Source organism: Feifania hominis, from assembly GCF_014384765.1.
GTDB lineage: Bacteria > Bacillota > Clostridia > Oscillospirales > Feifaniaceae > Feifania > Feifania hominis.
Map to the genome: position 1 here is coordinate 455,860 of NZ_JACRSP010000002.1, position 23,625 is coordinate 479,484.

Consider the following 23,625-nt stretch of genomic DNA (forward strand, 5'->3'; position numbering starts at 1 on the left):
GCTGTTCCTCCTCTTTTTCAGTTGAGGCCGAAGCTGATCGAAATTGCGCCGTCAATGCGCTGCATCGAATCCTCATCCAGATGTCCCATTTTTTCTTTGAGTCTCTTTTTGTCTATGGTTCTGACCTGTTCAAGCAGAACGACCGAGTCGCGCTGCAACCCGTAGCTCTGCCCGCCGATCTCAATGTGAGTCGGCAGTTTTGCCTTGTTCACTTGACTGGTGATCGCCGCAGCGATCACGGTTGGACTGAACTTGTTGCCCACATCATTCTGAACAATCAACACCGGCCTCACACCGCCCTGCTCGGAACCAACCACAGGGCTCAGATCGGCATAGTAGATGTCGCCTCGTTTAATATTCACAAAAATTCACACTCCGTTGCCCGGCCGAGGGGCCAGATTTTCTTCCTCGCCCCTATTTTTGCCATGACGGGTTCTCTTTAGTCCTGCCAACGAAAAAAACGGTTGACAGGATGCTGTTATGTGAGCAGCATGACGCCGCAGAGCGTCCCATTGGTATTTTATTGTGAATTTTCGCGATGCGTTCGTCAGTGGGTTGCACCGCGCACAGCCACTCTTTTTAAAAGGCGGCGCGCGGGCAAAAACATCAGATGTATTTTACGACTTTGACGGCTTTCCCCCCCTGAAAATATACTCGCGGCACACGCCGCCCCACCGTACACAGAAGCTCGTAGCTGATGGTGCCGACCATCTGCGCCAGCTCATCGACCGACAGAGAGGTCCCCTGCTCTGTACCGAAGAGCGTGACGCTCTGTCCCACTGCGACCTCTCCGGCATCGGTTGCATCCACCATCATCTGATCCATGCAGACCCGGCCGAGAATACGGCAGCGGCACCCGTTGACAAGTACCTCGCCGCGGTTTGACAGAAGCCGGTCGTACCCGTCGGCATAGCCGACCGGAATGGTGGCGACCCGCGTCGGCCGCGTCAGCGTCACAGAGTTTCCATAGCTGACAAAGTCGCCCGCCGGCACGGTTTTGACATGGGATACAACGCTTTTGAACCGGGCCGCAGGCATCAGCTGTGCCTCAGCGGCAAAGACGTCGTCTCCAGGCTCGGGCGCCAGACCGTAGAGAATGATACCCGGGCGCACGAGATTGGTGATATTCTCGCCGAGATTGTAGATCGCCGCGGAGTTGTCGCAGTGCCGCAGGGGAAACGTGATTCCTCTCTGCTCAAGGGCCGCAAGCGTCGCAGTAAAATTGTCATACTGACGGCCCGTAAACGGGTTTCCCCTCTCATCCGACACCGAGAAGTGTGTGAAGATTCCCTCGGGTACAAGGCCGGGCAGCCCCACAATCCGCTCGATGACATCCACTGCGGCCCGGCGTCCATCCTCCGTCTGCGTGGCAAAGCCGAGGCGGTTCATACCGGTGTCGAGCTTGATGTGAACGGGAATTTTTGCCCCCGCCGCCGTTGCGGCAGCGCTCAGTGAGCGCGCTGCACGCTCATCGTAGAGCGTCTGAGCGGCGCCGCACTCCACCAGCCGCCCGTAATCCTCCTCGGGCGTGTAGCCGAGAATGAGGATGGGCTCCTCGACCCCGCCTGCACGGAGCTCCTGCGCCTCGTCGATGTTCGACACGCCGAAGCAGTCGGCCCCGCACCTGCGCAGAAAGGGGCCGAGCACGGCCGCACCGTGGCCGTAGGCATCGGCCTTGACAATGGCCATGAGCTTTCTCCCGCCGATGCGCGAACGGATTTGCGCCACGTTGTGCCGCACGGCGTCAAGGTCAATCTCAAGCCAGGTTCTCCTTGTGAAATGTTCCATACTCGCGCCTCTTTTTTCTTATTGACCCTATTATATTACCATAGATCAAAAAACCGCACAATTCTTTTGCCCCATCTTCAAAAAATGCCAGAGGGACTTGTAAAAGCGTATTTGCGGTGGTATACTGTGCACTAACAGCAATGAAAAAGAGAGTAGGCAGCGACCGCGAAAGCCAGAGAGAGGGCGTGACTGCGCTGAGAGCGCCCTTATGAGCCAACCTGCCGAAGTTCACTTTTGAGCTGCCGCTCTGAAACGATTTACGCGGTAGGGGCGGCCGACTGCCTGCGTTAAGGGCTCCAGAGTGCCCGCGCGCCGCGCGGGAACAAGGGTGGTACCGCGAGACTCAAGTCCTCGTCCCTTTTGGGACGGGGCTTTTTTTGTCAAAAATACATCATGAGGTGAACAATATGAGACAGGCACTAGCCAAAATCAAGGCCGAAGTCGAATCTGTGCTCGCCGGGGTGACGGAGATTGCGGAGCTTGAGAACATCCGCATCAAATATCTCGGCAAAAAGGGAGAGCTCACCGCGATTCTCCGCCAGATGGGCTCGCTGTCCGCCGAGGAGCGTCCGCTCATCGGCCAGCTCGCAAACGAGATTCGCGCCGCGCTCGAGCAGGAGATCGACGATGTCAAGGCCCGGCTCGAGACTGCCGCTCTCGCGCGCAAGCTCGAGGGCGAGAAAATCGACGTGACTCTGCCCGGCACCGGCAATGCGGTCGGTCGGGCGCACCCGCTGTCCATCGTGCTGCGCGAAGTGGAGGAGATCTTCCTCGGCATGGGCTTTCAGATCGCCGAGGGACCCGAGGTCGAATTCGACTACTACAACTTCGAGGCTCTCAATCTGCCGCCCCATCACCCCGCGCGCGACACGCAGGATACGTTTTACATCACCGACAAGGTACTGCTGCGCACGCAGACCTCCCCGGTCCAGGTGCGCGTCATGGAGCAGCAGCGCCCGCCGATCCGCGTCATCGCGCCCGGCAGGGTCTACCGCTCCGATGACATCGACGCGACCCACTCCCCGGTCTTCCATCAGATCGAGGGCCTCGTCGTCGATCGCGGCATCACCATGAGCGACCTCAAGGGCATCCTCGACGTGTTCGCCAAGCGCCTCTACGGGCCGGATGCGCGCACGCGCTTTCGCCCCCACCACTTCCCCTTCACCGAGCCGTCGGCCGAGGTCGACGTCATGTGCTTCAACTGCCACGGCGAGGGGTGCCGCCTGTGCAAGGGCGAGGGCTGGATTGAGATTTTAGGCTGCGGCATGGTACACCCGAAAGTTCTCGAGGGGTGCGACATCGACCCGAACGAGTACAGCGGCTTTGCGTTCGGCATGGGCCTTGAGCGAATCGCCATGCGCCGCTACAACATCGATGATCTGCGCCTGTTCTACGAGAATGATGTGCGCTTTCTCAGTCAGTTTTAAGGGGGAATCACGATGAATCTATCGAAAAAATGGCTCGCCGACTATGTCAAACTTGACGTCGACCCCAGAGAATATGCCAGCGCCATGACCATGTCCGGCTCCAAGGTCGAGACCTATGAGATCGTGGGCAGCGACATCGAAAACGTCGTCGTGGGGAAAATCCTCTCGATCGACAGGCATCCCGACGCCGACAAACTCGTGGTCTGTCAGGTTGACACCGGCGATAAGGGCACTCACCAGATCGTCACCGGCGCGACCAACTTAAAAGCGGGCGACATCGTGCCGGTCTGTCTGCACGGGGCAAAGCTCCCCGGCGGAAAGGTCATCAATCGCGGCAAACTGCGCGGCGTCGAGAGCGACGGCATGCTCTGCTCGCTGTCCGAGCTCGGCCTGACGGTGAACGACTTCCCCTATGCGATCGAGGACGGCATCTTCGTTCTCGAGGAGGACTGCTCGCTCGGGCAGGATATTCAGTCGGCCATCGGCCTCGACGACACGGTCACCGAATTTGAAATCACCTCCAACCGTCCCGACTGCCTGTCGGTGATCGGTCTCGCCCGTGAGACCGCGGCGACGTTCCATGTGCCCTTTGAGGAGCACAGACCCGTCGTGCGGCAGGAGAGCGACAACATTGAAAACTACCTCAAAGTCACGGTTGAGGCGCCCGACCTCTGCCCGCGCTACACCGCGCGCATGGTCAAAAACGTCAAGATCGGCCCCTCGCCGCGCTGGATGCGCGAGCGGCTTCGCGCCGCAGGCGTGCGCCCGATCAACAACATCGTCGACATCACAAACTATGTCATGCTCGAGTACGGCCAGCCGCTTCACGCCTTTGACCGCCGTCACCTCGAGGGCGGCGAAATCATTGTGCGCCGCGCCCACGAGGGCGAGAGCATCGTCACGCTCGACGGTGTCACCCGCAAGCTCGACACCGGCATGCTCGTGATTGCCGATCAGAAAAAGGCCGTCGCACTCGCCGGCGTCATGGGCGGTGAGAACAGTGAGATCGTACCGGACACTGTCGATGTCATCTACGAGTCGGCCAACTTCTTCGGCCCGGGCGTGAGACGCGCGGCGCGCGCCGTGGGGCTTCGCACCGAGGCCTCTGGCCGCTTTGAAAAGGGCCTCGACCCCCAGATGACACTCGACGCTGCCAACCGCTGCTGCGAGCTGACGGAGCTGCTCGGCGCGGGCGAAGTCGTCGCGGGCGTGATCGATGTGGATCACTCCGACAAGGAGCTGCGCCGGATTCCGTTTGATGCCGGGTGGATCAACCGTTTTCTCGGCACACAGATTGAAGAGTCTCAGATGCTCGACATTCTCGAGAGTCTGCAGTTCGGCTTTGAGAACGGCTGCGTGGTGGTTCCGAGCTTCCGCGCCGACGTCGAGCGCGCCGCCGATGTCGCCGAGGAGGTCGCGCGCATCTACGGCTACAACAACATTCCCAATACCCTGATGAAAGGCGAAGTGCAGCAGGGCGGACGCACGCCCGCGCAGAAGTTTGAGCGCGCCGTCGACGCGGCACTGCTCGCGCAGGGATTCAGCGAAATCTGCACCTATACGTTCATCAGCCCCAAACTCTATGAGAAGTTTCTGCTCCCCGAGGCCGAGCGGCGCTCGGTTGTAATCAAAAACCCGCTCGGCGAGGACACTAGCATCATGCGCACAAGCTCCCTGCCCTCGATGATGCAGACGCTCTCGCTCAACTACAGCCGGCGAAACCAGTCGGCAAGTCTCTATGAGATCGCCAAGATCTTCCTGCCCGGCGACAACCCCGACGAGCTGCCCGAGGAACGGCGCATCATCACGCTCGGCATGTACGGTGCGGGTGACTTTTTGCGCATCAAGGGCGCGCTCGAGGGACTGTTTGCCGCCGTGGATGCCGGACGGTGCGAATACCGGGCCCTTGCGGACAATCCGTCCATGCACCCCGGACGCACCGCAGCCATTCTCCTCGGCGGCCGTCAGATCGGCCTTGTCGGGGAAGTTCACCCGACGGTCTGCAAAAATTTCGGCATGGATCTGCCCTGCTATGCGGCGGCGGTCGATCTCGCTCTCCTGCACGCGCAAAGCGGCGGCCACAGAGCCTACCGGCCGCTGCCGAAGTTCCCGGCGGCGACACGCGATCTGGCGCTTATCTGCCGCGACGATCTGCCGGTGGCCGAGATGCAGCGCGTCATCGAACAGGCGGCCGGCGACATCTGTGAGGAGGTCAAGCTCTTCGACGTCTACCGCGGCAAACAGGTGCCGCAGGGACTCAAGAGCGTCGCCTGGTCGATCACCCTGCGCCACGAGGACCGCACCCTCACCGACGCCGAGGCCGACGCCGCTGTCGAGCGCATCCTCAGGGCGCTCGGCGATCAGCTCGACTGCCGTCTGCGCGGATAAAAGTGAACTGTAGTTCGTATACTATGCTACAGGGATGCGATCAATATTTCAGTTCTGTTACAAGCTGGTCACTTTTCTTGATTTTTTCCGGCGGCTGTACTACACTGAACAGGTATAGGGGTGATATAAATGTCTGATAATCGAACCATTACGTTTTCCATCAAAGAGGATCGCGAAACCGAGATCAAGCGCATCTTGACGGCGGTCTACGACTCCCTCAAGGAAAAGGGATACGACCCGATCAACCAGATTGTGGGTTATATCCTCTCGGAGGATCCGACATACATCACCAACCACAACAATGCACGAAGCCTTGTTCGCAAAATTGATCGCGACGAACTGCTGCAGGAACTGGTCAAATCCTATCTCGACAATTAAATGATCTCTTTTTGGGCAGCCTATCTTCATAGGCTGCCCTTTTTCGACAGGAGCGCTCCTTTACATCATTTGGAAGCTATGATATACTAACTCTATTCCAAAACATTCGACGAAGGAGGAACGCGTCATGCCAAAGAAGAAAAACGGCTACCTGATGTACAAAGGCCGACCGCTCGTACGCAACGGCAACATTCTGTACTATGGCAGCATGGCTGATAAATATGTGATCATGATGCAGATTCTCGAGACCAAAAAGGTAAACGATCTCGACGTCGCCACCAAGGTTCTCGTTCAGCTGCAGTACACCGATACCGATCTGCGTTCGCGCGACCGCATTGTCAAAACCAGTGAAAAGCCCGGGCTCTATGCGGCGATGGACATTGCCTCAATCTGGCTGGAACGTGCGCTCGAAAAGCGTTGATTTGTGTAAATTGCTGAAATTCCACAGAGTGCCAGCCCCTTTGTTGACCCGATTCGGCATTTGTGCTATACTTTTCTTACAGATTTCTTAAGATGGGCCCTATTTTTCGGCCCATTGCGCCGGTTTTCCCCCTGGGGACAAGCTCTCCGCCAAACCGGCGCCGCAATCAGAGAAAAGGCCGCGCAAGTGCCGTTTTTTTATTTCAGGCGGCTGTCAGACGCCGTCGTGCCGGCAAACCGGCCGATTCGCGCAGCGGGCTTTTCAAGGACTTGAAAAACGAAGGAGGTATTATGAAAAAAGCGAGGTTTCTGTTCACTTTTCTTTTTTTACTCACCCTGACAACACTGATGGCTTTTGCCGCTGACATACAGACGGCCGCGGGCACCATCACCGGTTCCACGGTCAATCTCCGCGAGGGTACCAGTACATCCACCGCTGTAATCACAACACTCAAAGAGGGTGCAAAAGTAAAGGTCGTCGGCTCTGAAAACGAATGGGTCAAAGTGGAGGCAGACGGGAAAACCGGCTACGTTCACAGCGATTACATTCTCATTGACGGCGCCGTCACCACCGAGGCCACACAGGCTGCGGCGACCATGACGGGCACCATCACAGGCTCCACAGTCAATGTGCGCAAGGGCGCCGGCACATCCTACTCCGTCATCGGCAAGCTCGTCAAGGGCGACGTCGTCGACGTCATCGAACAGGGCGCCACCTGGACCAAGATTTCAATCGGCACACGGGACGGCTATGTCAGCAACGACTACATCAGCGTGACCTCGGTCGCGGCCGCCTCCTCCAAGCCCAAGACCGTGAGCGGTCTGATCACGGGCAGCCTCGTGCGCATCCGCGCCGGCGCTTCCACCGAGAGTGAAATCTTATTCGAGGTTCCCGAGAACACACAGGTTCTCATCATGGATCCCTCCTCCTCGTGGATGAAGGTGATCTACCAGGGCCGCATCGGCTATGTCTCCTCCGACTACATCAAGGTGATGGATGACGCGGCCACATCCCGTTCGCTTTCGGGCTCACGCCCGAACTCTGACGCGGCGGCGCAGGCGGAGCAAATCATCGCCTACGGCAAGGAGTTTCTCGGCGTCAAATACAAATACGGCGGCTCGAGCCCCAAGGGCTTTGACTGCGGCGGCTTTGTCAAGTATGTGCTCGCCGAGTTCGGTTACAAACTGCCGATGGGAGCGACCTCCCAGTACAACACGACCTCGGTTTTGACCCACATCAAGCGCAGCGAGCTGATGCCGGGCGATCTGGTCTACTGGCGCTCGCGAAGCTCCAAGAAGATTCAGCACACCGGTATCTACATCGGAGACAACAAGTTCATCCATGCGTCCTCACCGGACGACGTGGTCAAAATTGACAGCATGGCGTCGGGCTATTACGACAAGTATTACTACGGCGCCGCCCGCTATCTCCCCTATTGAACAAAAACACCCCGGAACTTCCGGGGTGTTTTTCTGTCTTTTTTCAGTTTGCGACATGCTGCAGATGCACAAGATGCGCAATGCCGATGATGTTCTCTCCCTGCATGCCGCTCATCGGGGAGAAGAGCGCGCCCGTGCCGACAAAGAGAACGTTTTTGAGTTCCCCCGACGCGATGCGCGGATAGATCTCCGACGCGACGACGATGCCCGAGCAGCCGCAGCCTGAGCCGCCCGCGTGCACATCCTGACGCTCGCGGTCAAAGACGAGCAGCCCGCAGTCCTGATACTTTGGCCGGATGTCAAAGCCGTCGCCGGCACACAGCTCACAGACGAGGTCATAGCCGCACTTGCCGAGGTCGCCCGACACAATCAGATCCACATCCTCGACGCCGGTGTTGGTGTCGTGAAAATAGTTTTCCAGCGTGTCACAGAATGCCGGCGCCATCACGGCTCCCATGTTGGTGGTGTCGGTGACTTCATAGTCCACCATTTTGCCAAAGGTGCCGTGCGCAAGGCGCACGGTGCTCTTCTCCTGCCCCGAGACAAAGTAGGCGCCGCTGCCGGTCACGGTCCACTGGGCAGTCGGCGCGCGCTGGCCGCCGTATTCCAGCGGCATGCGAAACTGCCGTTCCGCCGTGCAGAAGTGGGAGGACGCAATGGTGATTGCCCGGTTGACAAAGCCGCCGTCAATTGCCATTCCCGACAGCACCAATCCCTGCGCGACTGTGGCGCAGGCCGTGAAGAGCCCGCAGTAGGGAATATCATGCTCCAGCAGACCGTAACAGCTGCCGGTGCACTGATTCAGCAGATCGCCCGCGAAGACCAGATCATACTGCGACTTGTCGCTGCCGATCTTCTCAAGTCCCTTTTTGACCGCGGTGCGCTGAAACTTGCTCTCGGCTTTCTCCCAGGTCTTCTCGCCGTAGTAGCTGTCCTCGACGATGAGGTCAAACTTCTTTCCGAGCGGCCCCTGCCCCTCCTTGCTGCCGGCGACCGAGTAGGTGCCGACTACCGAGGGCAGGCTCTCGTAGGCCATGGTATATCTACCCACACGCTTTGCCATCACTTGCCCCCCCAGAGTGTCACAAAATAGTAGACGATGCCGTAGAGCACCGACGCCGTGATGCCGTAGACCAGAACCGGTCCCGCCACCACAAACATCTTTGCGCCTATTCCCATCACAAAGCCCTCACATTTGAACTCCATCGCGGGCGATACAATTGAGTTTGCAAAGCCGGTGATGGGTACGATGGTCCCGGCTCCCGCGTATTTGGCGATGTTGTCGTAGAGGCCTAGTCCCGTCAGCAGAGCGCCGAGAAACACCAGCGTCATGGAGGTGAGAGTGGCGGCCGCGATCTGTGAGATCTCCAGACGGTTGTACAGATTTAAAAAGAGCTGGCCGATGCAGCAGATTGCGCCGCCGAAGAGAAAGGCGTTGACGCAGTTTTTCAACAGCGGGGATTTCTCGGCCTTGGATTTGACAAATTTGTCGTATTCCTTGGGCGTCATATTCATTGCTTGCTGGTTCCCTCCCATATATTGATCGAGGGTAGTATTTGTAAAGCGCGCCTTGTTATTCCTCTGAGACAAACTCGACAATTATCCTCTTTACAATCGGTCGGGAGAGTGTTATGATTGATTTAATACAAAAATAATACAATTTAAAAAGGGGGGCTCCCATGGAGATCTTTCTTCTCATACTTGTATGTCTGGCGGGCGGTGTGATTCAAACCACAACCGGGTTTGGCTTTTCCATTTTTGCCATGGCGCTGCTGCCGCTCTTTCTGCCGAACTATCTTACGGCCGTCACGGTCACCTGCATCATCTCCTTTCTCGGCACGGTTACGCTTGCGGTCAAATACCGAAAATTTGCGAGCTTTCGCATGCTGGCAATTCCCCTCGTTTCCTACTTTGTGTTCAACACCATCGCAGTGCAGATGATGTCGGCTGTGTCCGACACCTTTTTGAAGCGTCTGCTCGGCGGCTTGCTCGTGGTTCTCTCGGTCTACTTTATCTTCTTCAGCGACCGGATTCACATTCGCGCGACGCCCGTGTCGGGCGCCGTGGCGAGCGCGGTCGGCGGCGTCGGCGGGGCTCTGTTCAACATTGCCGGTCCTCCCATGGTCATCTATTTTCTCTCGGCCTCAAAGGACAATCTCGAATACCAGGCCAATATGCAGGTCTATTTCACCGTCACGGCGGTCTACACCATGTTTCTTCGCATCATCACCGGCGCCGTCACACGGCAGGTTCTGGTCTTCACGGGATTTGGCACGGCCGGCATGCTCGTGGGGGTCGGGGTCGGTCTTGTCATATTCAAGCATCTCTCACAGAAGTCACTGCGCCAGCTTGTCTACGGCTTTATGGCCGCAATGGGCGCCTTTATTTTGATTGTGGGCTGAGGCTTTTCTTTTGGTTCGCGCGGTGCTATACTGGTGGCAGAATCATTGAAACGGAGGCAGCGCCATGGCAAACAGCATCTTTCAAATCTGCAGACTGGATCACATTGCAATCCGCACGCTCGACTGGGAAAAATCACTCGATTTCTACGTCAACGGCCTCGGCATGAGACAGCAAAACGAGTGGGGCGAAGCGCCGGAGCGCGCGGCCATGCTTGAGCTCGGCACCGACGGGCGCATCGAGCTGTTCGAGGGCGGTACGACCGGCGAAAAACCGCCGCTGAGCCAGGTTGGCGAGTGGGTGCACCTCGCCATCAACTTCGACGATGTCGACCTTGCGTTCGAGCGCGCCTGTGCACACGGCGGCACTCCGGCAAATCCGCCGAAAGATCTGGATGTGCCGGCAAGGCCCGAGCCTATGAATGTGCGCCTCGCCTTTGTGCAGGGGCCGAGCGGAGAAGTCATTGAAATCTGCAAAAACCGATAAAAAAAGAGCCGCTTGAAGCGGCTCTTTTTCACTTGTGTAAACGCTGCGGATATCTTGAGCATGCAAAACTCCCCTCGCGCTCTGCTCTGGCTTATTTACTTATCCGCTCTCTTTTGATATGATGATTCTCATCAGTATACGGGAGGCTCGCCATGTTTGATTTTGATAAAGTTACAGACCGCCGCAATACAAATTCTCTAAAATATGATTTTTCCGCACAGCGAGGCATACCCGACGATGTGCTTCCCCTGTGGGTGGCCGATATGGATTTCCCGAGCGCTCCCTCGGTGATTCAGGCTCTTGAACAGGCCGTAACCCACGGTATTTTCGGCTATTCCCAGGGCGGGCAGGGGTACTTCACGCCTCTGCTTGCGTGGTATCGCTCCCGCTTTGGCTGGGAGCCGCGCCCGGAGTGGCTTGTCAATACACCCGGCGTGGTCTTTGCAGTCTGTATGGCGATCCGTGCGTTCACAGAACCGGGCGACGCGGTTCTCATTCAGCGGCCGGTCTACTATCCGTTTTCGTCGTCGATTGAGGACAATGACCGCTGTCTCATCAACAGTCCTCTCACCTATACCGGCGGCAGGTACGAGATGGACCTTGAGGATTTTGAACGCAAAATTGTGGACGAGCAGGTCAAACTCTTCATCCTGTGCAGCCCCCACAATCCCGTCGGCCGCGTCTGGCGGGAGGAGGAACTTCTGGCAGTGGGCGAAATCTGCAGGCGTCACGGCGTTCTGGTGCTGGCGGACGAAATACACGCCGACTTTGTCTTTGCGCCAAACCGCCACCATATCTTCGCCGGGCTCCGACCGGAATTTGAAGACTTCACCATCACATGCACTGCCCCGAGCAAGACTTTCAATCTGGCGGGACTTCAGATTTCCAACATCTTCATTCCAAACGAGCAGCTCCGCCAGCACTTTTGCCGCGAGATCGCCAAGACCGGTTACGACGAACCGAGCCGTATGGGGCTCATTGCAAGTGCCGCCGCCTATGCGGGCGGCGGTGAGTGGTTTGACGCACTTCTTGGCTATCTCGAGGGCAACCGGGACTATGTCCGCTCAGAGCTTGCGCGGCGGATTCCCGAGATTCGCCTGGTGGAGCCTGAGGGCACCTATCTACTGTGGCTCGACTGCCGAGCGCTCGGCTTTGATGAACGTGGGCTCACTGATTTCATCGTAAACCGTGCAAAGCTCTGGCTCGACGAGGGTACCCTGTTCGGACCCGAGGGCAGCGGTTTTGAGCGCGTCAACATCGCCTGTCCACGCGCCACACTTGCGCAGGCGCTCGACCGGCTGGAACGGGCCTGCCGCGGTTGAAAGTTTCCTGACGTCCCTGTGTTCCTCTCGCCTCCCACAATACAAAAGGAGCTGTTCCCATAGAACAGCTCCTTTTTTGTTTGTCCTGTTACAGCGTAATGGGGTAGAGCGCCTCCCCATCCCTCTTGTAGACTTCGCCGCCCTTCATGACGAAGTTGACGCGGTTCATGGTCGAGATGTCGTCAAACGGATCCTCGCTGTAGGCCACAACATCCGCGTACTTGCCGGGAGTGATCGAGCCGAGATCCTTTGAGACACGATTGAGGTCCGCGCCGTTGACCGTCGCGCTGAGAAGCGCATCCATCGTGCTCAGGCCATAATCGACCATGAGTCCGAACTCACGGGTCTGCGTGCCATGCGTGTTGCCCGGCGTCGCAGCGTCGGTGCCAAAGGCGAATTTGACGCCTTCCTTGACCGCCAGCTGCACTGCCCCTTTGTGGTGGGCCATACAGATGTCGAGCTTTTTAAAGATGTTGGCAGGCAGCGAACCCTTTGGCTGCTCCGCGATACCGACAGTGGCGACAATGGTCGGCACCAGATAGGTGCCGCGCTCGGCCATCATGTGGATGCCCTCTTCGTCGGCCATTGTGCAGTGCTCAATCGAGGTCGCGCCCGCGCGCACCGCTGTCTTGATGCCGCGCGCGCCGTGGGCATGGCACGAGAACGGTAGCCCATGCAGATCGGCAATTTCAGCCGCCGCGCGCACTTCCTGCTCGGTGTACCGCTGGCCGCCGGGCTCGTCGCCCGGACTCATGACGCCGGCCGTCACCATCATCTTGACAAAGTCGACGTGGTTGCGCACCACTTCGCGGGTAAACTGGCGAATATTCTCCACACCGTCGACAATATGGTTCGGCGAGAGTTGTCCGGTGATGTGCGGAGCAAAGCCGATGTCCGCTGTGGCCATCATAGGCCAGCCGCAGGCTGCGATTCTCGGACCCCAGGCAAGGCCCTTTTTGATCGCATCGCGTGCGGAGACGCCGACATAGTGCACACAGCCGCAGTCACGCACCATTGTAAAGCCTGCGAGCATGTTCTTCTTTGCGCGCATCAGCGTATCCACCATGACGGTGCCGGCTGCGTCGCGCATGAAAAACGCTGTGCTCTTGTCGTAGGCGAGGTGGACGTGGGAGTCAATCAGGCCCGGCATGACAAACTTGTCCGACAGGTCGATGATCTCACAGCCCTCAGGCGCCTCAAAGCCGCGCAGAGATTCGACAGCGGTGATGCGGTCATCCTCGATGAGGATCACCTGATCGGTGAGCACCTTTTTGTTGAGTGTATCAAGTAGTTTTCCGCACTTGATGGCCTTTTTCATGAGAGCCTCTTCCTTTCTTACAATTAGAATGCGTAACCGACGATCAGACCCGTGATGAGAACCGACGCCACGGTGACCGTGGTGAAGCCGGCGATCAGCATATGGGGCATGGTTTTATCGGTGAGGTTCTGCGCCTGGTCCTCGGGAAGACCGGTGGCCTTGATGACCTCCTGTGTGATGAACATGGTGGACGGGAAGCCGTAGAGCGCCGACAGACCGCAGCAGGCTGCGAGAATGGTGGGCATCTTGAGGATTTTGCCCATGACCAGCGCGCCGAGAACGATGCCGACGATGCCGATGGCAAGCAGGCCAAGCGTCGCGCCGAGCACCGGCAGAATGGTCTCAACCGTCAGCGAAGCGAAGTTGCCCGGAATGGCGGCAAGCAGAATGAACATGACAAAGGTCAGCATATTGGCCTTGCTGAGCGCATTTTTGTCGAGGAAGCCGAGCTCATAGAAGAGCACGCCGAGCACCAGCGCCACCGCCGCAGAGGGCAGCGCACCATTGGTGATCTGATCAAGGAATTTCGCGAGAAATGCGATAAACGCAATTTTGGCAAGAATCAGGTAGGGCGAATTGTACTGCTCAGGAACATCCGGGATAATTTTGAATTTGCTCTTGTAGTTCGGATCTTCCTCAATCTGGGCGATCTTGGACTTGGTCAGGTGCTCGCCCTTGTTGATCATGCTCTTGACATGGATGCGCATGAGAATCGAGGTGACCGGCACACCGACGAGCTGCTGCAGAATGCCGACCATCCACACAAGCGCGCCGAGATGCGCAAGACCAGCCTCATTGACGGCGTTTGAGGTGAGCATGGTCGAAATCAGGCCACCCGAGATCGGTCCCGCCGCAGCCGCCGCAGTCTGGAAGCCAAAGATGCCGGAGCCGAGCGTAAACATGACGCCGACCATGACAACGAGCGACACAAGGCATACCACAACGGTACGCCACTCAGAGAGCAGCTGGCGGACGCTGATGGTTGTTCCGAGATGAACAACCACAATGAGCGTCATAAAGCCGGAGGAGATCGGCGCGATGCCGAGGTTTGCCGGCGTTGTGGTCGGAATCCATCCGGTGAGATAGCCTGCGATGTACACGAAGCTGACAAAAATCAGCGCAATGATGACGCCCTTTGTCTTTTTGGAGATAAAGGTGCCGATCGCATACAGCAATGCCAGGAAGAAGAATGAGAATACGAGATTGTCCCAAATCATGCTATTGGTTCCCCCTTTAATATGTGGATATCTATCAAATCACACGCATGCGGCCTTCCTGACCCGCATGCGGCGATTCAATCGTACTTTGGCATCTTTCGCGCCGAGAGTGCCGACAGGATAAAAAGAGCGATCGACACTGCACCGAACACGCCGCAGAGTACCCATGCCACGGTGTAGGAGTCAAACAGGTCGAAAATCCACGCCGCAAACACCGGACCGATGGCCGAGCCGAGCTGACCGGGAATCATTGCAATGGCAAAAATGCTCGCAAAGTTCTTCCTGCCAAAATAGCTTGCGATTATATGGCTTGCGACAACGCTCCCTCCCCCGCCGGCGAGCCCGAGCAGTGCCACACTGAAAAAGGCAAAAAACGTATTTCTGGCCAGCAGGAACAGCAGCGGGGCCGCCGTGACCATCACAGTCATCAGCAGAGCTCCCTTGAGATCTCCCAGTCGGTCGAACACCTCGCCGAACCCGATTTTCCCAATGGTCAAAAAAATGAGCACCACCGAGGCGACAAGCCCTGTGACCTGCGCGCTGTGGCCGAGGTCCGAGAGGTAGGCCACACAGTTGGCGTTGATGGCGATGCAGACGCCGGTGTGCAGAAACAGCCCCACCATACAGGTCCACAGAGCGGGGGTGCGAAGCGCCTGCGCCCTTGTCATCCCATTCTGGGCGGCGGGCTCGCCGGTCTGCCCGGCGCTGTCTCCGTAGGGGGCAAGGCCCATTTCCTGCGGCGTCGCGCGCAGCATGAAAAAGGCCGAGGGTACAAAGAGTACAGCGGCAGTCGCGGCAATGACCGTAAAGCCAAAGCGCCAGCCGCTTGCTTCAATGAGAGAGGTTACAATGGGCAGCATCACGGCGCCAAAGAGACCCGACCCCGCAAAGGCAATGCCGGTGACAAGCCCGCGCTTGCGGTTGAACCAGTTGGTGATGACGCTTCCAATCATAGTCAGGCCCACACCATTGACTGCGAGACCCAGCACCGCCGAGAGCGCATAGAACTGCCACAGACTGCCGCACAGGGCATAGCCGAGCGGTACAAGCGACGCGACAATCGCGCAGGCACACACCACGAGTTTCAGCCGGCTGGTCTGAAAGAGTTTGCCGAGATAGGGCAGAGTCAGCACCCCCACGATCAGACTGATGCTTGAGCAGAGCGTAAATTCTGCCCGCGAGAAGCCCAGATCAAGGGTGACGGGTTTTACAAATGCGTTGAATGTATTGAGAATGACGCCCTGGCCGGCGCCGGCAATCAAAATTCCGGCAATCAGAATGACCCAGGCGTAGTGAATCTTTGACTTCGACAATGTTTCTACCCCTTATGCTTCTTAAACATAAACTTTTAATTCATCATTGTTTGCAAGTATAACTCTTTGTTTTTGTCAAGTCAATATTTTGTTAAAATTTATTCGCATTTTGTGAATATTAATTAAATTTTTACATTTGTTTTTCAGTGCTCTGTTGTCTTGTACTTTAAATATTTCTCTTCACATATTGGCCTCATGAGCCGCATATATATGACACAAGACCATATATGTAAGAGGGTGTTATAGTTTGAAAGGGTTACCGGAAGAGCGGGCCGTCACGCTTGCTCACTATATTATCGAGAACAATGCGACGGTTCGGCAGTCTGCAAAACACTTCGGGGTCTCCAAGAGCACCGTACATAAGGACGTCACCGAGCGGCTCTCGCAGCTCAACCACGAGCTTTACACCGAGGTCAAAGCCGTTTTGGAACAAAATAAAGCCGAGCGCCACATCCGCGGCGGGCAGGCGACAAAAGAAAAGTATCTCTCACAGAAATAGTGTTCGAAAAAAAAAGAGGGCGGCATCTGTGCCGCCCTCTTTTTTCTATGCTCCGAAGTACTCCCGACGCATGGCCTTTAAAAAGTCCACCGACTGGCGCATCTCCTCAAGGCCGTTCATCCCGTCCTCTATGGAGATCCAGCCGTTAAAATCAACCGATTTGAGCCGTTTGAAAATTTCATTGTAGTCGTTCATTCCCCGCCCTGTGACACCGTGCATGAGAATTTTGGCGTAACCTTTCACCCCGTCTGCCCCCTTGAGATCCTCCGCCGTGAAGCCGGGCGCAAGATAGCGGTCGCTCGCATGCATGGTGCGCACATAGGGCAGCACCTCGTCGAGCAGCGCAAGGGGGTCCTCCCCTGCAACCACGGTGTTTGACGGGTCGTACTGAACCCCGAAACAGTCGCAGGCAAGCTGCCTGACGATCGGCAGATAGACCTCCATACGCTGGGCAAACTCCGAGTACTCCCAGTAGCCGTCCTTGTAGTGATTTTCCATGACCAGAGTAACCCCGCAGGCGCGTGCCGTATCGAAGCACTCACTGATGCACTCGACCACCATCTGTGTGCCGTCATATACACTCACATTCGGGCGTCTCTGGCCCGAGAGCGTGCGGCAGTAGCGTCCGCCGAGGGCGGCCGTGGCGTAAATCATGCGCTTCTGGCGGTCAATCTGCTCACGGCGCGCGGCCGGATCGGGATTGGTAAAATCCGGGGAAAAGCACATCATCGGCAGCTCCATGCCATAGCTCTGAGCCCTGGAGCGAATCTGCGCGAGAGTCCCCTCGTCAAAGGATTTGATAAAGCCGCTGTACATTTCAAGCCCCTCGCAGTCGAGGACGCGGGCTTTCTCAAACCAGTCGAACAGTTCCATTCGGCCGTCGGTAATGTCGTGGCTCCAGCACTTGGGAAAAGCGGAAATTTTAAGCATGTCAGTTCCTCCCCCGGCAGTTCACATAATTTAATAGGTAGTCAAACAGAGCGATCTGGCCATGCGTTCAGCCATCCCGCAGGGACTTGCCCCGTAAGGGGTAAGAGCACGGCCTGAATTCCATATAATAGCTGCTCTGCGGCTATCATAGCATGACCGCGAAGCAGTTATGGTATGATACGGCCATTGTTCAGCCGTCCCGCAGGGACTTGCCCCGTAAGGGGCAAGAAAAACGGCCTAAATTCCATATAATAGCCGCTCTGCGGCTATTATATCACGAAATCGGAAATATGCTCAAAAAAAGTCCTCTTTTTTCTGTCAACTTTTTCACTCCGGTGCATTGACATTCACTCTCTCACTATATACAATATATGTGTCTTATCTGTCAAGACAAAACTACATATTGTGTATGTCAGTGCCGCCTCCGGGCGGCTCAAAAGGGAAGTCAGGTGAGAATCCTGCACGGTCCCGCCGCTGTGTGGACCCCGAGTTTCCCGGTAGACGCCACTGCTTTCGCGGGAAGGCGCCGGGGAATGATGACGGACCAAAGTCAGAAGACCTGCTGACAGACTCCCGTCGCCACGGTGTATGGCGAGAACGGACAACAGTCAATTACCCTGTGACGCGTGCCGTTTGGCGCGCTTTTTTTGACGCAGCGCAGAAAGGAAGGAAGAAAACCATGAGCACTACGGCAACCTCTACCACAGTTACCATCAACACCATCACCAAGCGGGATGGCCGAGTCGTCCCGTTTGACCCCTCCAAAATTGCGGGGGCCATATCCAAGGCCTTTGCCGCTACAAAGTCCCCCAAGAGCGAGGCCGAGTGTGCCGCGCTTGCGGGCGAAGTTGTCGCGAGTCTGCTCGAGGACGGCCTTATCACCCCCTCCATCGAGCAGATTCAGGACACGGTGGAAAAGGTTCTCATCCAAAACGGCTTTGTGCGCACCGCCAAGGCCTACATCCTCTACCGCGCGGAGCGCAGCCGTGTGCGCGAGATGGACAACCGCCTGATGAAGACCTACCAGGACATCACGTTTCGCGACGCGGCCGAGTCCGATATCAAGCGTGAAAACGCCAACATCGACGGCGACACCGCAATGGGAACCATGCTCAAATACGGCTCCGAGGGCTCCAAGCTCTTCTACGAGATGTTTGTACTCAAGCCCGAGCATGCGCAGGCCCACCGCGACGGCGACATCCACATCCACGATATGGACTTCTACACGCTGACCACCACCTGCTGCCAGATTGATCTGCTGAGTCTGTTCAAAGACGGCTTTTCGACCGGCCACGGCGTGCTGCGCGAGCCAAACGACATCACCAGCTATTCGGCGCTGTGCTGCATCGCCATCCAGTCGAACCAGAATGATCAGCACGGTGGCCAGTCCATCGTCAATTTCGACTACGGCATGGCGCCGGGCGTTGCCAAGACCTACCGCAAGCTCTACCGCAATCATCTGGCGGACGCTCTGGAATTTGACCTTGACGAGAGTGGTCTGCGGGAGAAAGTGGTTGAAATTCTCGATGCCATCCGCGAGAAGGACGGGCTCGGTCCGACACTCGAGGGCTATGAGAAATTCGAGAAAAAGCTGGCTCCCTCCCTCTGCGAGCACTTCGGCCTCGAGAAGAAGGAGGCCGAGCGGCTGTGCCGGTTCGTTCGGGAAAAGGCCCGCGCCGAGACCGACAAGACGACCTACCAGGCCATGGAGGCCTTTGTTCACAATCTCAATACCATGCACTCGCGTGCCGGCGCGCAGACGCCGTTTTCCTCGATCAACTACGGCATGGACACCTCGCCCGAGGCGCGCATGGTGATGAGAAATCTTCTTCTCGCAACCGAGGCCGGCCTCGGCCACGGCGAGACGCCGATCTTCCCCATACAGATCTTCCGCGTCAAAGAGGGAGTCAACTACAACCCCGGCGACCCGAACTACGACCTGTTCCAGCTCGCCTGCCGGGTGAGCGCGAAGCGGCTGTTCCCGAACTTCTCCTTTGTCGACGCGCCGTTCAATCTTCAGTATTACAAGCCCGGCCACCCCGAGACCGAGATCGCCTACATGGGCTGCCGCACACGCGTCATGGGCAATGTCTACGACCCGGACCGCGAGATTTCAAACGGGCGCGGCAACCTGTCGTTCACCTCGATCAATCTGCCGCGTATCGCCATCCGCTCGCGCGGTGACATCTCGTTTTTCTTTGAGGAACTCGACCGCAAGATGGCCCTTGTCGTCGACCAGCTCAATGAGCGCTTTGAGATTCAGGCGAAGAAAAAAGTCAAAAACTTCCCGTTTCTCATGGGGCAGGGCGTCTGGATCGACAGCGACAAGCTCGACTGGGAGGATGAGATTCGCGAGATTCTCAAGCACGGCACACTGACCGTCGGCTTCATCGGCCTCGCCGAGTGTCTCAAGGCCCTGGTCGGCGCACACCACGGCGAGAGCGAGACCTCGCAGAACCTCGGTCTTGAGATCATCGGCCACATGCGCGAATGGCTCGACGATCTCTCGGCCCGCACGGGGATGAACTACTCGCTCATCGCGACGCCCGCCGAGGGTCTCTCGGGGCGCTTCGTGCGCCTCGACCGCGCCAAATACGGCGTCATCGAGGGTGTGACTGACCGCGAGTACTACACCAACAGCTTCCACATCCCGGTCTACTACCCGATCTCCGCCTTTGACAAGATTCGCCTGGAGGCGCCCTACCATGCGCTGACAAACGGCGGCCACATCTCCTACATCGAACTCGACGGCGACCCGTCGCAGAATCTCGCGGCCTTTGAAAAGGTGGTTCGCTACATGCACGACTGCGGCATCGGCTACGGCTCGATCAATCATCCGGTCGACCGCGACCCGGTCTGCGGCTACAACGGCATCATCGGCGACACCTGCCCGCAGTGCGGGCGCAGCGAGGGCGACATCCCCTTTGAGCGCATCCGCCGCATCACGGGCTATCTGGTCGGTACGCTCAGCCGCTTCAACAACGCCAAGCGTGCCGAGGAGCGCGACCGGGTCAAGCACAATGTCTGATCTCGAGCAGCTCATCCGGGTTGCCGGGACCGTCAACGACTCCATCGTCGACGGCCCCGGCATGCGTTTTACCCTCTTCACCCAGGGCTGCCCGCACCACTGCCCCGGCTGCCACAATCCCCAGACCCACGACCCGGATGCGGGCAGTCTGATGAGCGTCGGTGAAATCTGGCAGCGGATTGTCAAAAACCCGCTTCTCGACGGAATCACGCTCTCGGGCGGCGAACCTTTTTCGCAGCCTGCTCCCCTCACGGCGCTCGCCCGGCTGGCCCGTGGGCACGGATTGCATGTGATGGCCTACAGCGGCTATACCTTTGAGGAGCTTCTCGCGCGCGGCGAGGAGACTCTCGCGCTTCTCGGCCAGCTCGACTTGCTCGTCGACGGACGCTTCGTGCTTGCCGAACGGACGCTCTCGCTGCCTTTCCGGGGTTCTAAAAATCAGCGGATTCTTGACGTGCCGCGCTCTCTTACGTCCGGCGCCGCCGTGGAAGCCCCGCTCTGAGAGGAGAGACCATCATGCACTTTTCCGACAGCCTGCTTCGCTACCGGCCCCACGACCGGGAGGAAGACGACACGCTTCACAGGATGCTGCGCCTCTGGCAGGAGGATGGCGAGCGCGCTTTCACCCGCGAAAACACGGCTGCCCACTTCACTTCGGCCGGATTTCTGGTAAACGCCACGCGCACTCACACCCTGATGATCTACCACCGCATCTACCGCTCCTGGTCCTGGACCGGCGGACACGCCGACGGGGAGACCGACCTGCTGCAAACGGCGCTGCGCGAGGCGCGCGAGGAGACCGGCCTTGCCCTTGTCACGGCGCTTTCAGAGGAGCCCGTGTCCCTCGACATTCTCCCGGTGCCCGCCCATGAGAAGCGCGGTCAGCCGGTTGCCGCCCACCTGCACTACAACGCGGCCTACGCGCTGCTGGCAGACGAGGCAGCCCCCCTCAGACAGAATGTGGAGGAGACGCTCGGCGTGCGCTGGCTCCCTCTTGCGCAGCTCCCGCAGTACTGCTCAGAGCCCGAGATGCTGCCGGTCTACGACAAAATCATCCGGCGCATCCGTGAGCTCTGACACATAGGACCATGAAAAATACGGCATGATTTCAGTCATGCCGTTTCTCTTTTTGCGTGGGTTTTTTCTCTTTTTTGCGTACTATTATTGTGAATCCGTACAGGAGAGGAGGGGCAGCATGTCACAGGAGGAGATCATCTCACTGATTCGCAGGCGTGACGAGCGTGGGGCGCAGGCTCTGCTGATCCACTACGGCCCGCTGATGCGATATGTCATTGCCCCCATTCTCCGCGACCCGCAGGACCGCGAGGAGTGTCTGTCCGAGGCGCTTCTGCGGGTCTGGGACAAAATTGCCTCCTACCAGGAGGAGCTCGGAAGCTGGAATGCCTGGCTGACGGCTCTCGCGCGCAATGCGGCGCTCGATCGTGCCCGGCAGCTGCGGCGCACGGACGCTACGCAGGAACTCAGCGTGCAACTCCCCTCGCCGGAGCCGACTCCCGAGCAGGAAATTCTGAGGCGGGAACAGCGCGACGCGCTGCATCGTGCGCTCGGCCAGCTCAGCGCCGCCGAGCGAGTTCTGTTCTACCGAAAATACTACTACATGCAGTCGACCGAGCAGATTGCCCGCGAGCTCGGCATGACGCCGCGGGCCGTTGAGGGCCGGCTCTATCGGCTGAAAAAGCGGCTGCGGCATGCGATGGGAGGTGACGGCCATGCGTGAAAACGGGTACGAGATGGACGATCGCGACTTTGATCTCGCTGTGCACAATGGCCTGTCAGAGCCGCCCCCCGACGACATTGTCAGGGGCGTGACACCCTGGCGCCAGGCCATGGACGATGTTCTCATCGGTCTGGCTCTCAATGCCGTCACGCTGAACTTTTGGTGGCTCAACTACATTCTCCCCACCGCGGGGCTGATTTTGATGCTGCTCGGCTTTCGCCGTCTGCGCCGGGAAAATGTCTGGTTTAAAAGCTGCTTTGTTCTCACCATTCTGCGCATGGCGCTCAATGGGCCCATGCTGGCCCTGAATGCGACCATCTTTCACGGCATTTTCGCCAACGGGCCTCTGTCGGGCATTCTGACAACGACAAACATAGCGCTTCTCTTCGCGCAGTTTTACTGCCTGTGGCAGGGACTCAGAGCCGTCCGGCGGAAAGCGGGCCTCCCCGCTCATGCGGGCGCTGCCGCTGCGCTCATGATCTGGTATCTGTTCATCTGTGTGCTTGCCCTGCTGCAATACTCGGGATTTCTGATCGGCATTCTTCTGATCGTGGCTTACTGTTTTATCATTCGCAATCTCTTTCGCCTCTCCCGCGAGCTCGACGAGGCGGGCTATGCGGTCGAGCCTGCCGCGGTCCGTGTGCCGGACCGGGTTCTGACGGCGGCGATTCTGGTGTGTCTCGCCGTTGGAATCGGCTGCGGCTATCTGTTCGGCAGCCGCTACCCGATGCAGTGGGCGCCCGTTTCGTCCACCGAGCACGCCCAGGTGGAGCGGATTCAGTCTCACCTTGTGTCGCTCGGTTTCCCCGAGGCGATTTTGCAGGATTTGACAGTACAGGACATTTCCGACTGCGAGGGGGCGCTCGAGGTTGTCACATACTCGCGCGACCACGCTTTCAACGACGGGCGCAGCGTTACCGAGCGCCGCGGGGACGGCGTCTACCACACAAGGGTCTACGATGTGCTGGAACTGCGCCTCACGGGGGTTGCTGTCAAGCTGCCGGGCGAGCGGGAGCAGTGGAAGATTTTCCACCACTTTATCTGGAATGTCAACCCCGGCTTTTGCGGCACCGAGGCCATTCAGCTCTGGCCGGCCTACCGTCTTGCCGAGGGATGGTGCGAGGCCGGCGCCGTCACCGGCCGGGTTCTCTACACGCAGGACGGGCAGACCTACGCGGCGCCCTACCACTCACTGGGGACCGAGACCTACGCCGCAGTCGGCCCATTTGGCGCTCTCTTCGGCAACCAGACGTCCACTGACGTGTTCGCGACTTTCTCCATGCCGAATTCAGGCGAGCGGCACCGCGGCTATGTCAGCTACTCCATCGCCGAACTCAATGACGGCTACATCGTCGACGCCTGGATCAATTACACGCACCAGCAGACCCTGCTGCAGTATCCCGCCCTGACTGCCAAGCAGCAGCGCATGGCAAGCACCTGGGACGATGGCGCCTTTCACACCGCGCAGGACGCGCTGCAATTCTATCCGTCAGACGACGGCACACAGCTGATAAACTGAAAAGAGGAGGCGCC

22 protein-coding genes, 1 riboswitch and 1 other annotated feature are annotated in these 23,625 nt (G+C 58.1%); of the genes, 14 read left to right on the top strand and 8 right to left on the bottom strand.

Annotated features, from left to right (window positions below; genetic code table 11):
* Positions 1-17 precede the first annotated feature (17 nt).
* Both H8695_RS05600 and alr read right to left on the bottom strand, forming a co-directional pair.
* Positions 18-362 (bottom strand): type II toxin-antitoxin system PemK/MazF family toxin, encoded by a 345-nt coding sequence (locus H8695_RS05600; protein ID WP_249299918.1) that lies wholly within the window; start codon positions 360-362, stop codon positions 18-20.
* Between the two features lie 244 nt (positions 363-606).
* Complete coding sequence (gene alr / locus H8695_RS05605; protein WP_249299919.1) at positions 607-1,788, bottom strand: alanine racemase; 1,182 nt, start codon at positions 1,786-1,788, stop codon at positions 607-609.
* Between the two features lie 131 nt (positions 1,789-1,919).
* Positions 1,920-2,150 (top strand) — a binding site (T-box leader).
* 45 nt (positions 2,151-2,195) lie between these two features.
* Here alr and pheS point away from each other — a divergent pair.
* The 5 genes from pheS to H8695_RS05630 all read left to right on the top strand — a co-directional run bounded on the left by pheS (position 2,196) and on the right by H8695_RS05630 (position 7,841).
* Complete coding sequence (gene pheS, locus H8695_RS05610; protein ID WP_249299920.1) at positions 2,196-3,215, top strand: phenylalanine--tRNA ligase subunit alpha; 1,020 nt, start codon at positions 2,196-2,198, stop codon at positions 3,213-3,215.
* A gap of 12 nt (positions 3,216-3,227) precedes the next feature.
* Positions 3,228-5,603 (top strand): phenylalanine--tRNA ligase subunit beta, encoded by a 2,376-nt coding sequence (gene pheT, locus H8695_RS05615; RefSeq protein ID WP_249299921.1) that lies wholly within the window; start codon positions 3,228-3,230, stop codon positions 5,601-5,603.
* A 129-nt stretch (positions 5,604-5,732) separates the two neighbouring features.
* A complete protein-coding gene (locus tag H8695_RS05620) occupies positions 5,733-5,981 on the top strand; it encodes an IreB family regulatory phosphoprotein (RefSeq protein WP_249299922.1) in 249 nt (82 codons plus the stop codon).
* A 127-nt stretch (positions 5,982-6,108) separates the two neighbouring features.
* Positions 6,109-6,402 carry a hypothetical protein gene (locus tag H8695_RS05625; protein WP_249299923.1) on the top strand — a complete coding sequence of 98 codons (294 nt, stop codon included), beginning with the start codon at positions 6,109-6,111 and terminating at the stop codon, positions 6,400-6,402.
* A gap of 290 nt (positions 6,403-6,692) precedes the next feature.
* Positions 6,693-7,841, top strand: a complete 1,149-nt coding sequence (locus H8695_RS05630) for a C40 family peptidase (RefSeq protein WP_249299924.1) — start codon at positions 6,693-6,695, stop codon at positions 7,839-7,841.
* Positions 7,842-7,884: 43 nt separating this feature from the next.
* Here H8695_RS05630 and H8695_RS05635 read toward each other — a convergent pair whose 3' ends face one another.
* Together H8695_RS05635 and spoVAC are read right to left on the bottom strand one after the other, a co-directional pair.
* Positions 7,885-8,904: a stage V sporulation protein AD gene (locus tag H8695_RS05635; RefSeq protein ID WP_249299925.1), complete on the bottom strand. Its 1,020-nt coding sequence runs from the start codon at positions 8,902-8,904 to the stop codon at positions 7,885-7,887.
* Positions 8,904-9,356, bottom strand: coding sequence for a stage V sporulation protein AC (spoVAC, locus tag H8695_RS05640; protein WP_249299926.1), 453 nt, complete (start codon positions 9,354-9,356; stop codon positions 8,904-8,906). The genes H8695_RS05635 and spoVAC overlap by 1 nt, the downstream gene beginning before the upstream one ends.
* A gap of 164 nt (positions 9,357-9,520) precedes the next feature.
* Here spoVAC and H8695_RS05645 point away from each other — a divergent pair, with 164 nt between their 5' ends.
* The 3 genes from H8695_RS05645 to H8695_RS05655 all read left to right on the top strand — a co-directional run bounded on the left by H8695_RS05645 (position 9,521) and on the right by H8695_RS05655 (position 12,049).
* Entirely contained in the window at positions 9,521-10,243 is a 723-nt protein-coding gene (locus H8695_RS05645; protein ID WP_249299927.1) for a sulfite exporter TauE/SafE family protein, read from the top strand.
* Between the two features lie 64 nt (positions 10,244-10,307).
* Positions 10,308-10,727, top strand: a complete 420-nt coding sequence (locus tag H8695_RS05650; protein WP_249299928.1) for a VOC family protein — start codon at positions 10,308-10,310, stop codon at positions 10,725-10,727.
* Between the two features lie 152 nt (positions 10,728-10,879).
* Positions 10,880-12,049 carry a MalY/PatB family protein gene (locus H8695_RS05655; RefSeq protein ID WP_249299929.1) on the top strand — a complete coding sequence of 390 codons (1,170 nt, stop codon included), beginning with the start codon at positions 10,880-10,882 and terminating at the stop codon, positions 12,047-12,049.
* Between the two features lie 88 nt (positions 12,050-12,137).
* On the opposite strand, the gene H8695_RS05660 is transcribed toward H8695_RS05655, so the two are convergent.
* From H8695_RS05660 to H8695_RS05670, 3 genes are all read right to left on the bottom strand, one after another.
* The gene (locus H8695_RS05660) at positions 12,138-13,367 is read right to left on the bottom strand and encodes a metal-dependent hydrolase family protein (protein ID WP_249299930.1); all 1,230 of its coding nucleotides are present in this window, start codon (positions 13,365-13,367) and stop codon (positions 12,138-12,140) included.
* A gap of 23 nt (positions 13,368-13,390) precedes the next feature.
* On the bottom strand, positions 13,391-14,584 hold the full coding sequence (locus H8695_RS05665; RefSeq protein WP_249299931.1) for a hypothetical protein: 1,194 nt from the start codon (positions 14,582-14,584) through the stop codon (positions 13,391-13,393).
* Positions 14,585-14,661: 77 nt separating this feature from the next.
* Entirely contained in the window at positions 14,662-15,897 is a 1,236-nt protein-coding gene (locus tag H8695_RS05670) for an MFS transporter (RefSeq protein WP_249299932.1), read from the bottom strand.
* Between the two features lie 247 nt (positions 15,898-16,144).
* On the opposite strand from H8695_RS05670, the gene spoIIID reads away from it, so the two are divergent.
* Entirely contained in the window at positions 16,145-16,396 is a 252-nt protein-coding gene (gene spoIIID, locus H8695_RS05675) for a sporulation transcriptional regulator SpoIIID (RefSeq protein WP_249299933.1), read from the top strand.
* A 45-nt stretch (positions 16,397-16,441) separates the two neighbouring features.
* On the opposite strand, the gene H8695_RS05680 is transcribed toward spoIIID, so the two are convergent.
* Positions 16,442-17,326 carry a sugar phosphate isomerase/epimerase family protein gene (locus tag H8695_RS05680; protein ID WP_249299934.1) on the bottom strand — a complete coding sequence of 295 codons (885 nt, stop codon included), beginning with the start codon at positions 17,324-17,326 and terminating at the stop codon, positions 16,442-16,444.
* Positions 17,327-17,722: 396 nt separating this feature from the next.
* A riboswitch (cobalamin riboswitch) is annotated at positions 17,723-17,907 on the top strand.
* Between the two features lie 98 nt (positions 17,908-18,005).
* On the opposite strand from H8695_RS05680, the gene H8695_RS05685 reads away from it, so the two are divergent.
* The 5 genes from H8695_RS05685 to H8695_RS05705 all read left to right on the top strand — a co-directional run bounded on the left by H8695_RS05685 (position 18,006) and on the right by H8695_RS05705 (position 23,611).
* On the top strand, positions 18,006-20,354 hold the full coding sequence (locus tag H8695_RS05685; protein ID WP_249299935.1) for an anaerobic ribonucleoside triphosphate reductase: 2,349 nt from the start codon (positions 18,006-18,008) through the stop codon (positions 20,352-20,354).
* Positions 20,347-20,856, top strand: a complete 510-nt coding sequence (gene nrdG / locus H8695_RS05690; protein WP_249299936.1) for an anaerobic ribonucleoside-triphosphate reductase activating protein — start codon at positions 20,347-20,349, stop codon at positions 20,854-20,856. The genes H8695_RS05685 and nrdG overlap by 8 nt, the downstream gene beginning before the upstream one ends.
* A gap of 14 nt (positions 20,857-20,870) precedes the next feature.
* Positions 20,871-21,431: an NUDIX hydrolase gene (locus H8695_RS05695; protein WP_249299937.1), complete on the top strand. Its 561-nt coding sequence runs from the start codon at positions 20,871-20,873 to the stop codon at positions 21,429-21,431.
* A 118-nt stretch (positions 21,432-21,549) separates the two neighbouring features.
* Positions 21,550-22,092: an RNA polymerase sigma factor gene (locus tag H8695_RS05700; RefSeq protein WP_249299938.1), complete on the top strand. Its 543-nt coding sequence runs from the start codon at positions 21,550-21,552 to the stop codon at positions 22,090-22,092.
* Positions 22,085-23,611 (top strand): hypothetical protein, encoded by a 1,527-nt coding sequence (locus H8695_RS05705; protein WP_249299939.1) that lies wholly within the window; start codon positions 22,085-22,087, stop codon positions 23,609-23,611. The genes H8695_RS05700 and H8695_RS05705 overlap by 8 nt, the downstream gene beginning before the upstream one ends.
* Positions 23,612-23,625: the final 14 nt, after the last annotated feature.

Coding starts and splice junctions, on each gene's coding strand:
- spoVAC (WP_249299926.1), bottom strand. CDS start 9,356: ATGAATATGACGCCCAAGGAATACGACAAATTTGTCAAATCCAAGGCC.
- H8695_RS05700 (WP_249299938.1), top strand. CDS start 21,550: ATGTCACAGGAGGAGATCATCTCACTGATTCGCAGGCGTGACGAGCGT.
- H8695_RS05630 (WP_249299924.1), top strand. CDS start 6,693: ATGAAAAAAGCGAGGTTTCTGTTCACTTTTCTTTTTTTACTCACCCTG.
- H8695_RS05685 (WP_249299935.1), top strand. CDS start 18,006: ATGAGCACTACGGCAACCTCTACCACAGTTACCATCAACACCATCACC.
- pheT (WP_249299921.1), top strand. CDS start 3,228: ATGAATCTATCGAAAAAATGGCTCGCCGACTATGTCAAACTTGACGTC.
- H8695_RS05665 (WP_249299931.1), bottom strand. CDS start 14,584: ATGATTTGGGACAATCTCGTATTCTCATTCTTCTTCCTGGCATTGCTG.
- nrdG (WP_249299936.1), top strand. CDS start 20,347: ATGTCTGATCTCGAGCAGCTCATCCGGGTTGCCGGGACCGTCAACGAC.
- H8695_RS05705 (WP_249299939.1), top strand. CDS start 22,085: ATGCGTGAAAACGGGTACGAGATGGACGATCGCGACTTTGATCTCGCT.
- H8695_RS05625 (WP_249299923.1), top strand. CDS start 6,109: ATGCCAAAGAAGAAAAACGGCTACCTGATGTACAAAGGCCGACCGCTC.
- H8695_RS05680 (WP_249299934.1), bottom strand. CDS start 17,326: ATGCTTAAAATTTCCGCTTTTCCCAAGTGCTGGAGCCACGACATTACC.
- H8695_RS05645 (WP_249299927.1), top strand. CDS start 9,521: ATGGAGATCTTTCTTCTCATACTTGTATGTCTGGCGGGCGGTGTGATT.
- alr (WP_249299919.1), bottom strand. CDS start 1,788: ATGGAACATTTCACAAGGAGAACCTGGCTTGAGATTGACCTTGACGCC.
- H8695_RS05620 (WP_249299922.1), top strand. CDS start 5,733: ATGTCTGATAATCGAACCATTACGTTTTCCATCAAAGAGGATCGCGAA.
- H8695_RS05635 (WP_249299925.1), bottom strand. CDS start 8,904: ATGGCAAAGCGTGTGGGTAGATATACCATGGCCTACGAGAGCCTGCCC.
- H8695_RS05660 (WP_249299930.1), bottom strand. CDS start 13,367: ATGAAAAAGGCCATCAAGTGCGGAAAACTACTTGATACACTCAACAAA.
- pheS (WP_249299920.1), top strand. CDS start 2,196: ATGAGACAGGCACTAGCCAAAATCAAGGCCGAAGTCGAATCTGTGCTC.
- H8695_RS05695 (WP_249299937.1), top strand. CDS start 20,871: ATGCACTTTTCCGACAGCCTGCTTCGCTACCGGCCCCACGACCGGGAG.
- H8695_RS05655 (WP_249299929.1), top strand. CDS start 10,880: ATGTTTGATTTTGATAAAGTTACAGACCGCCGCAATACAAATTCTCTA.
- H8695_RS05650 (WP_249299928.1), top strand. CDS start 10,308: ATGGCAAACAGCATCTTTCAAATCTGCAGACTGGATCACATTGCAATC.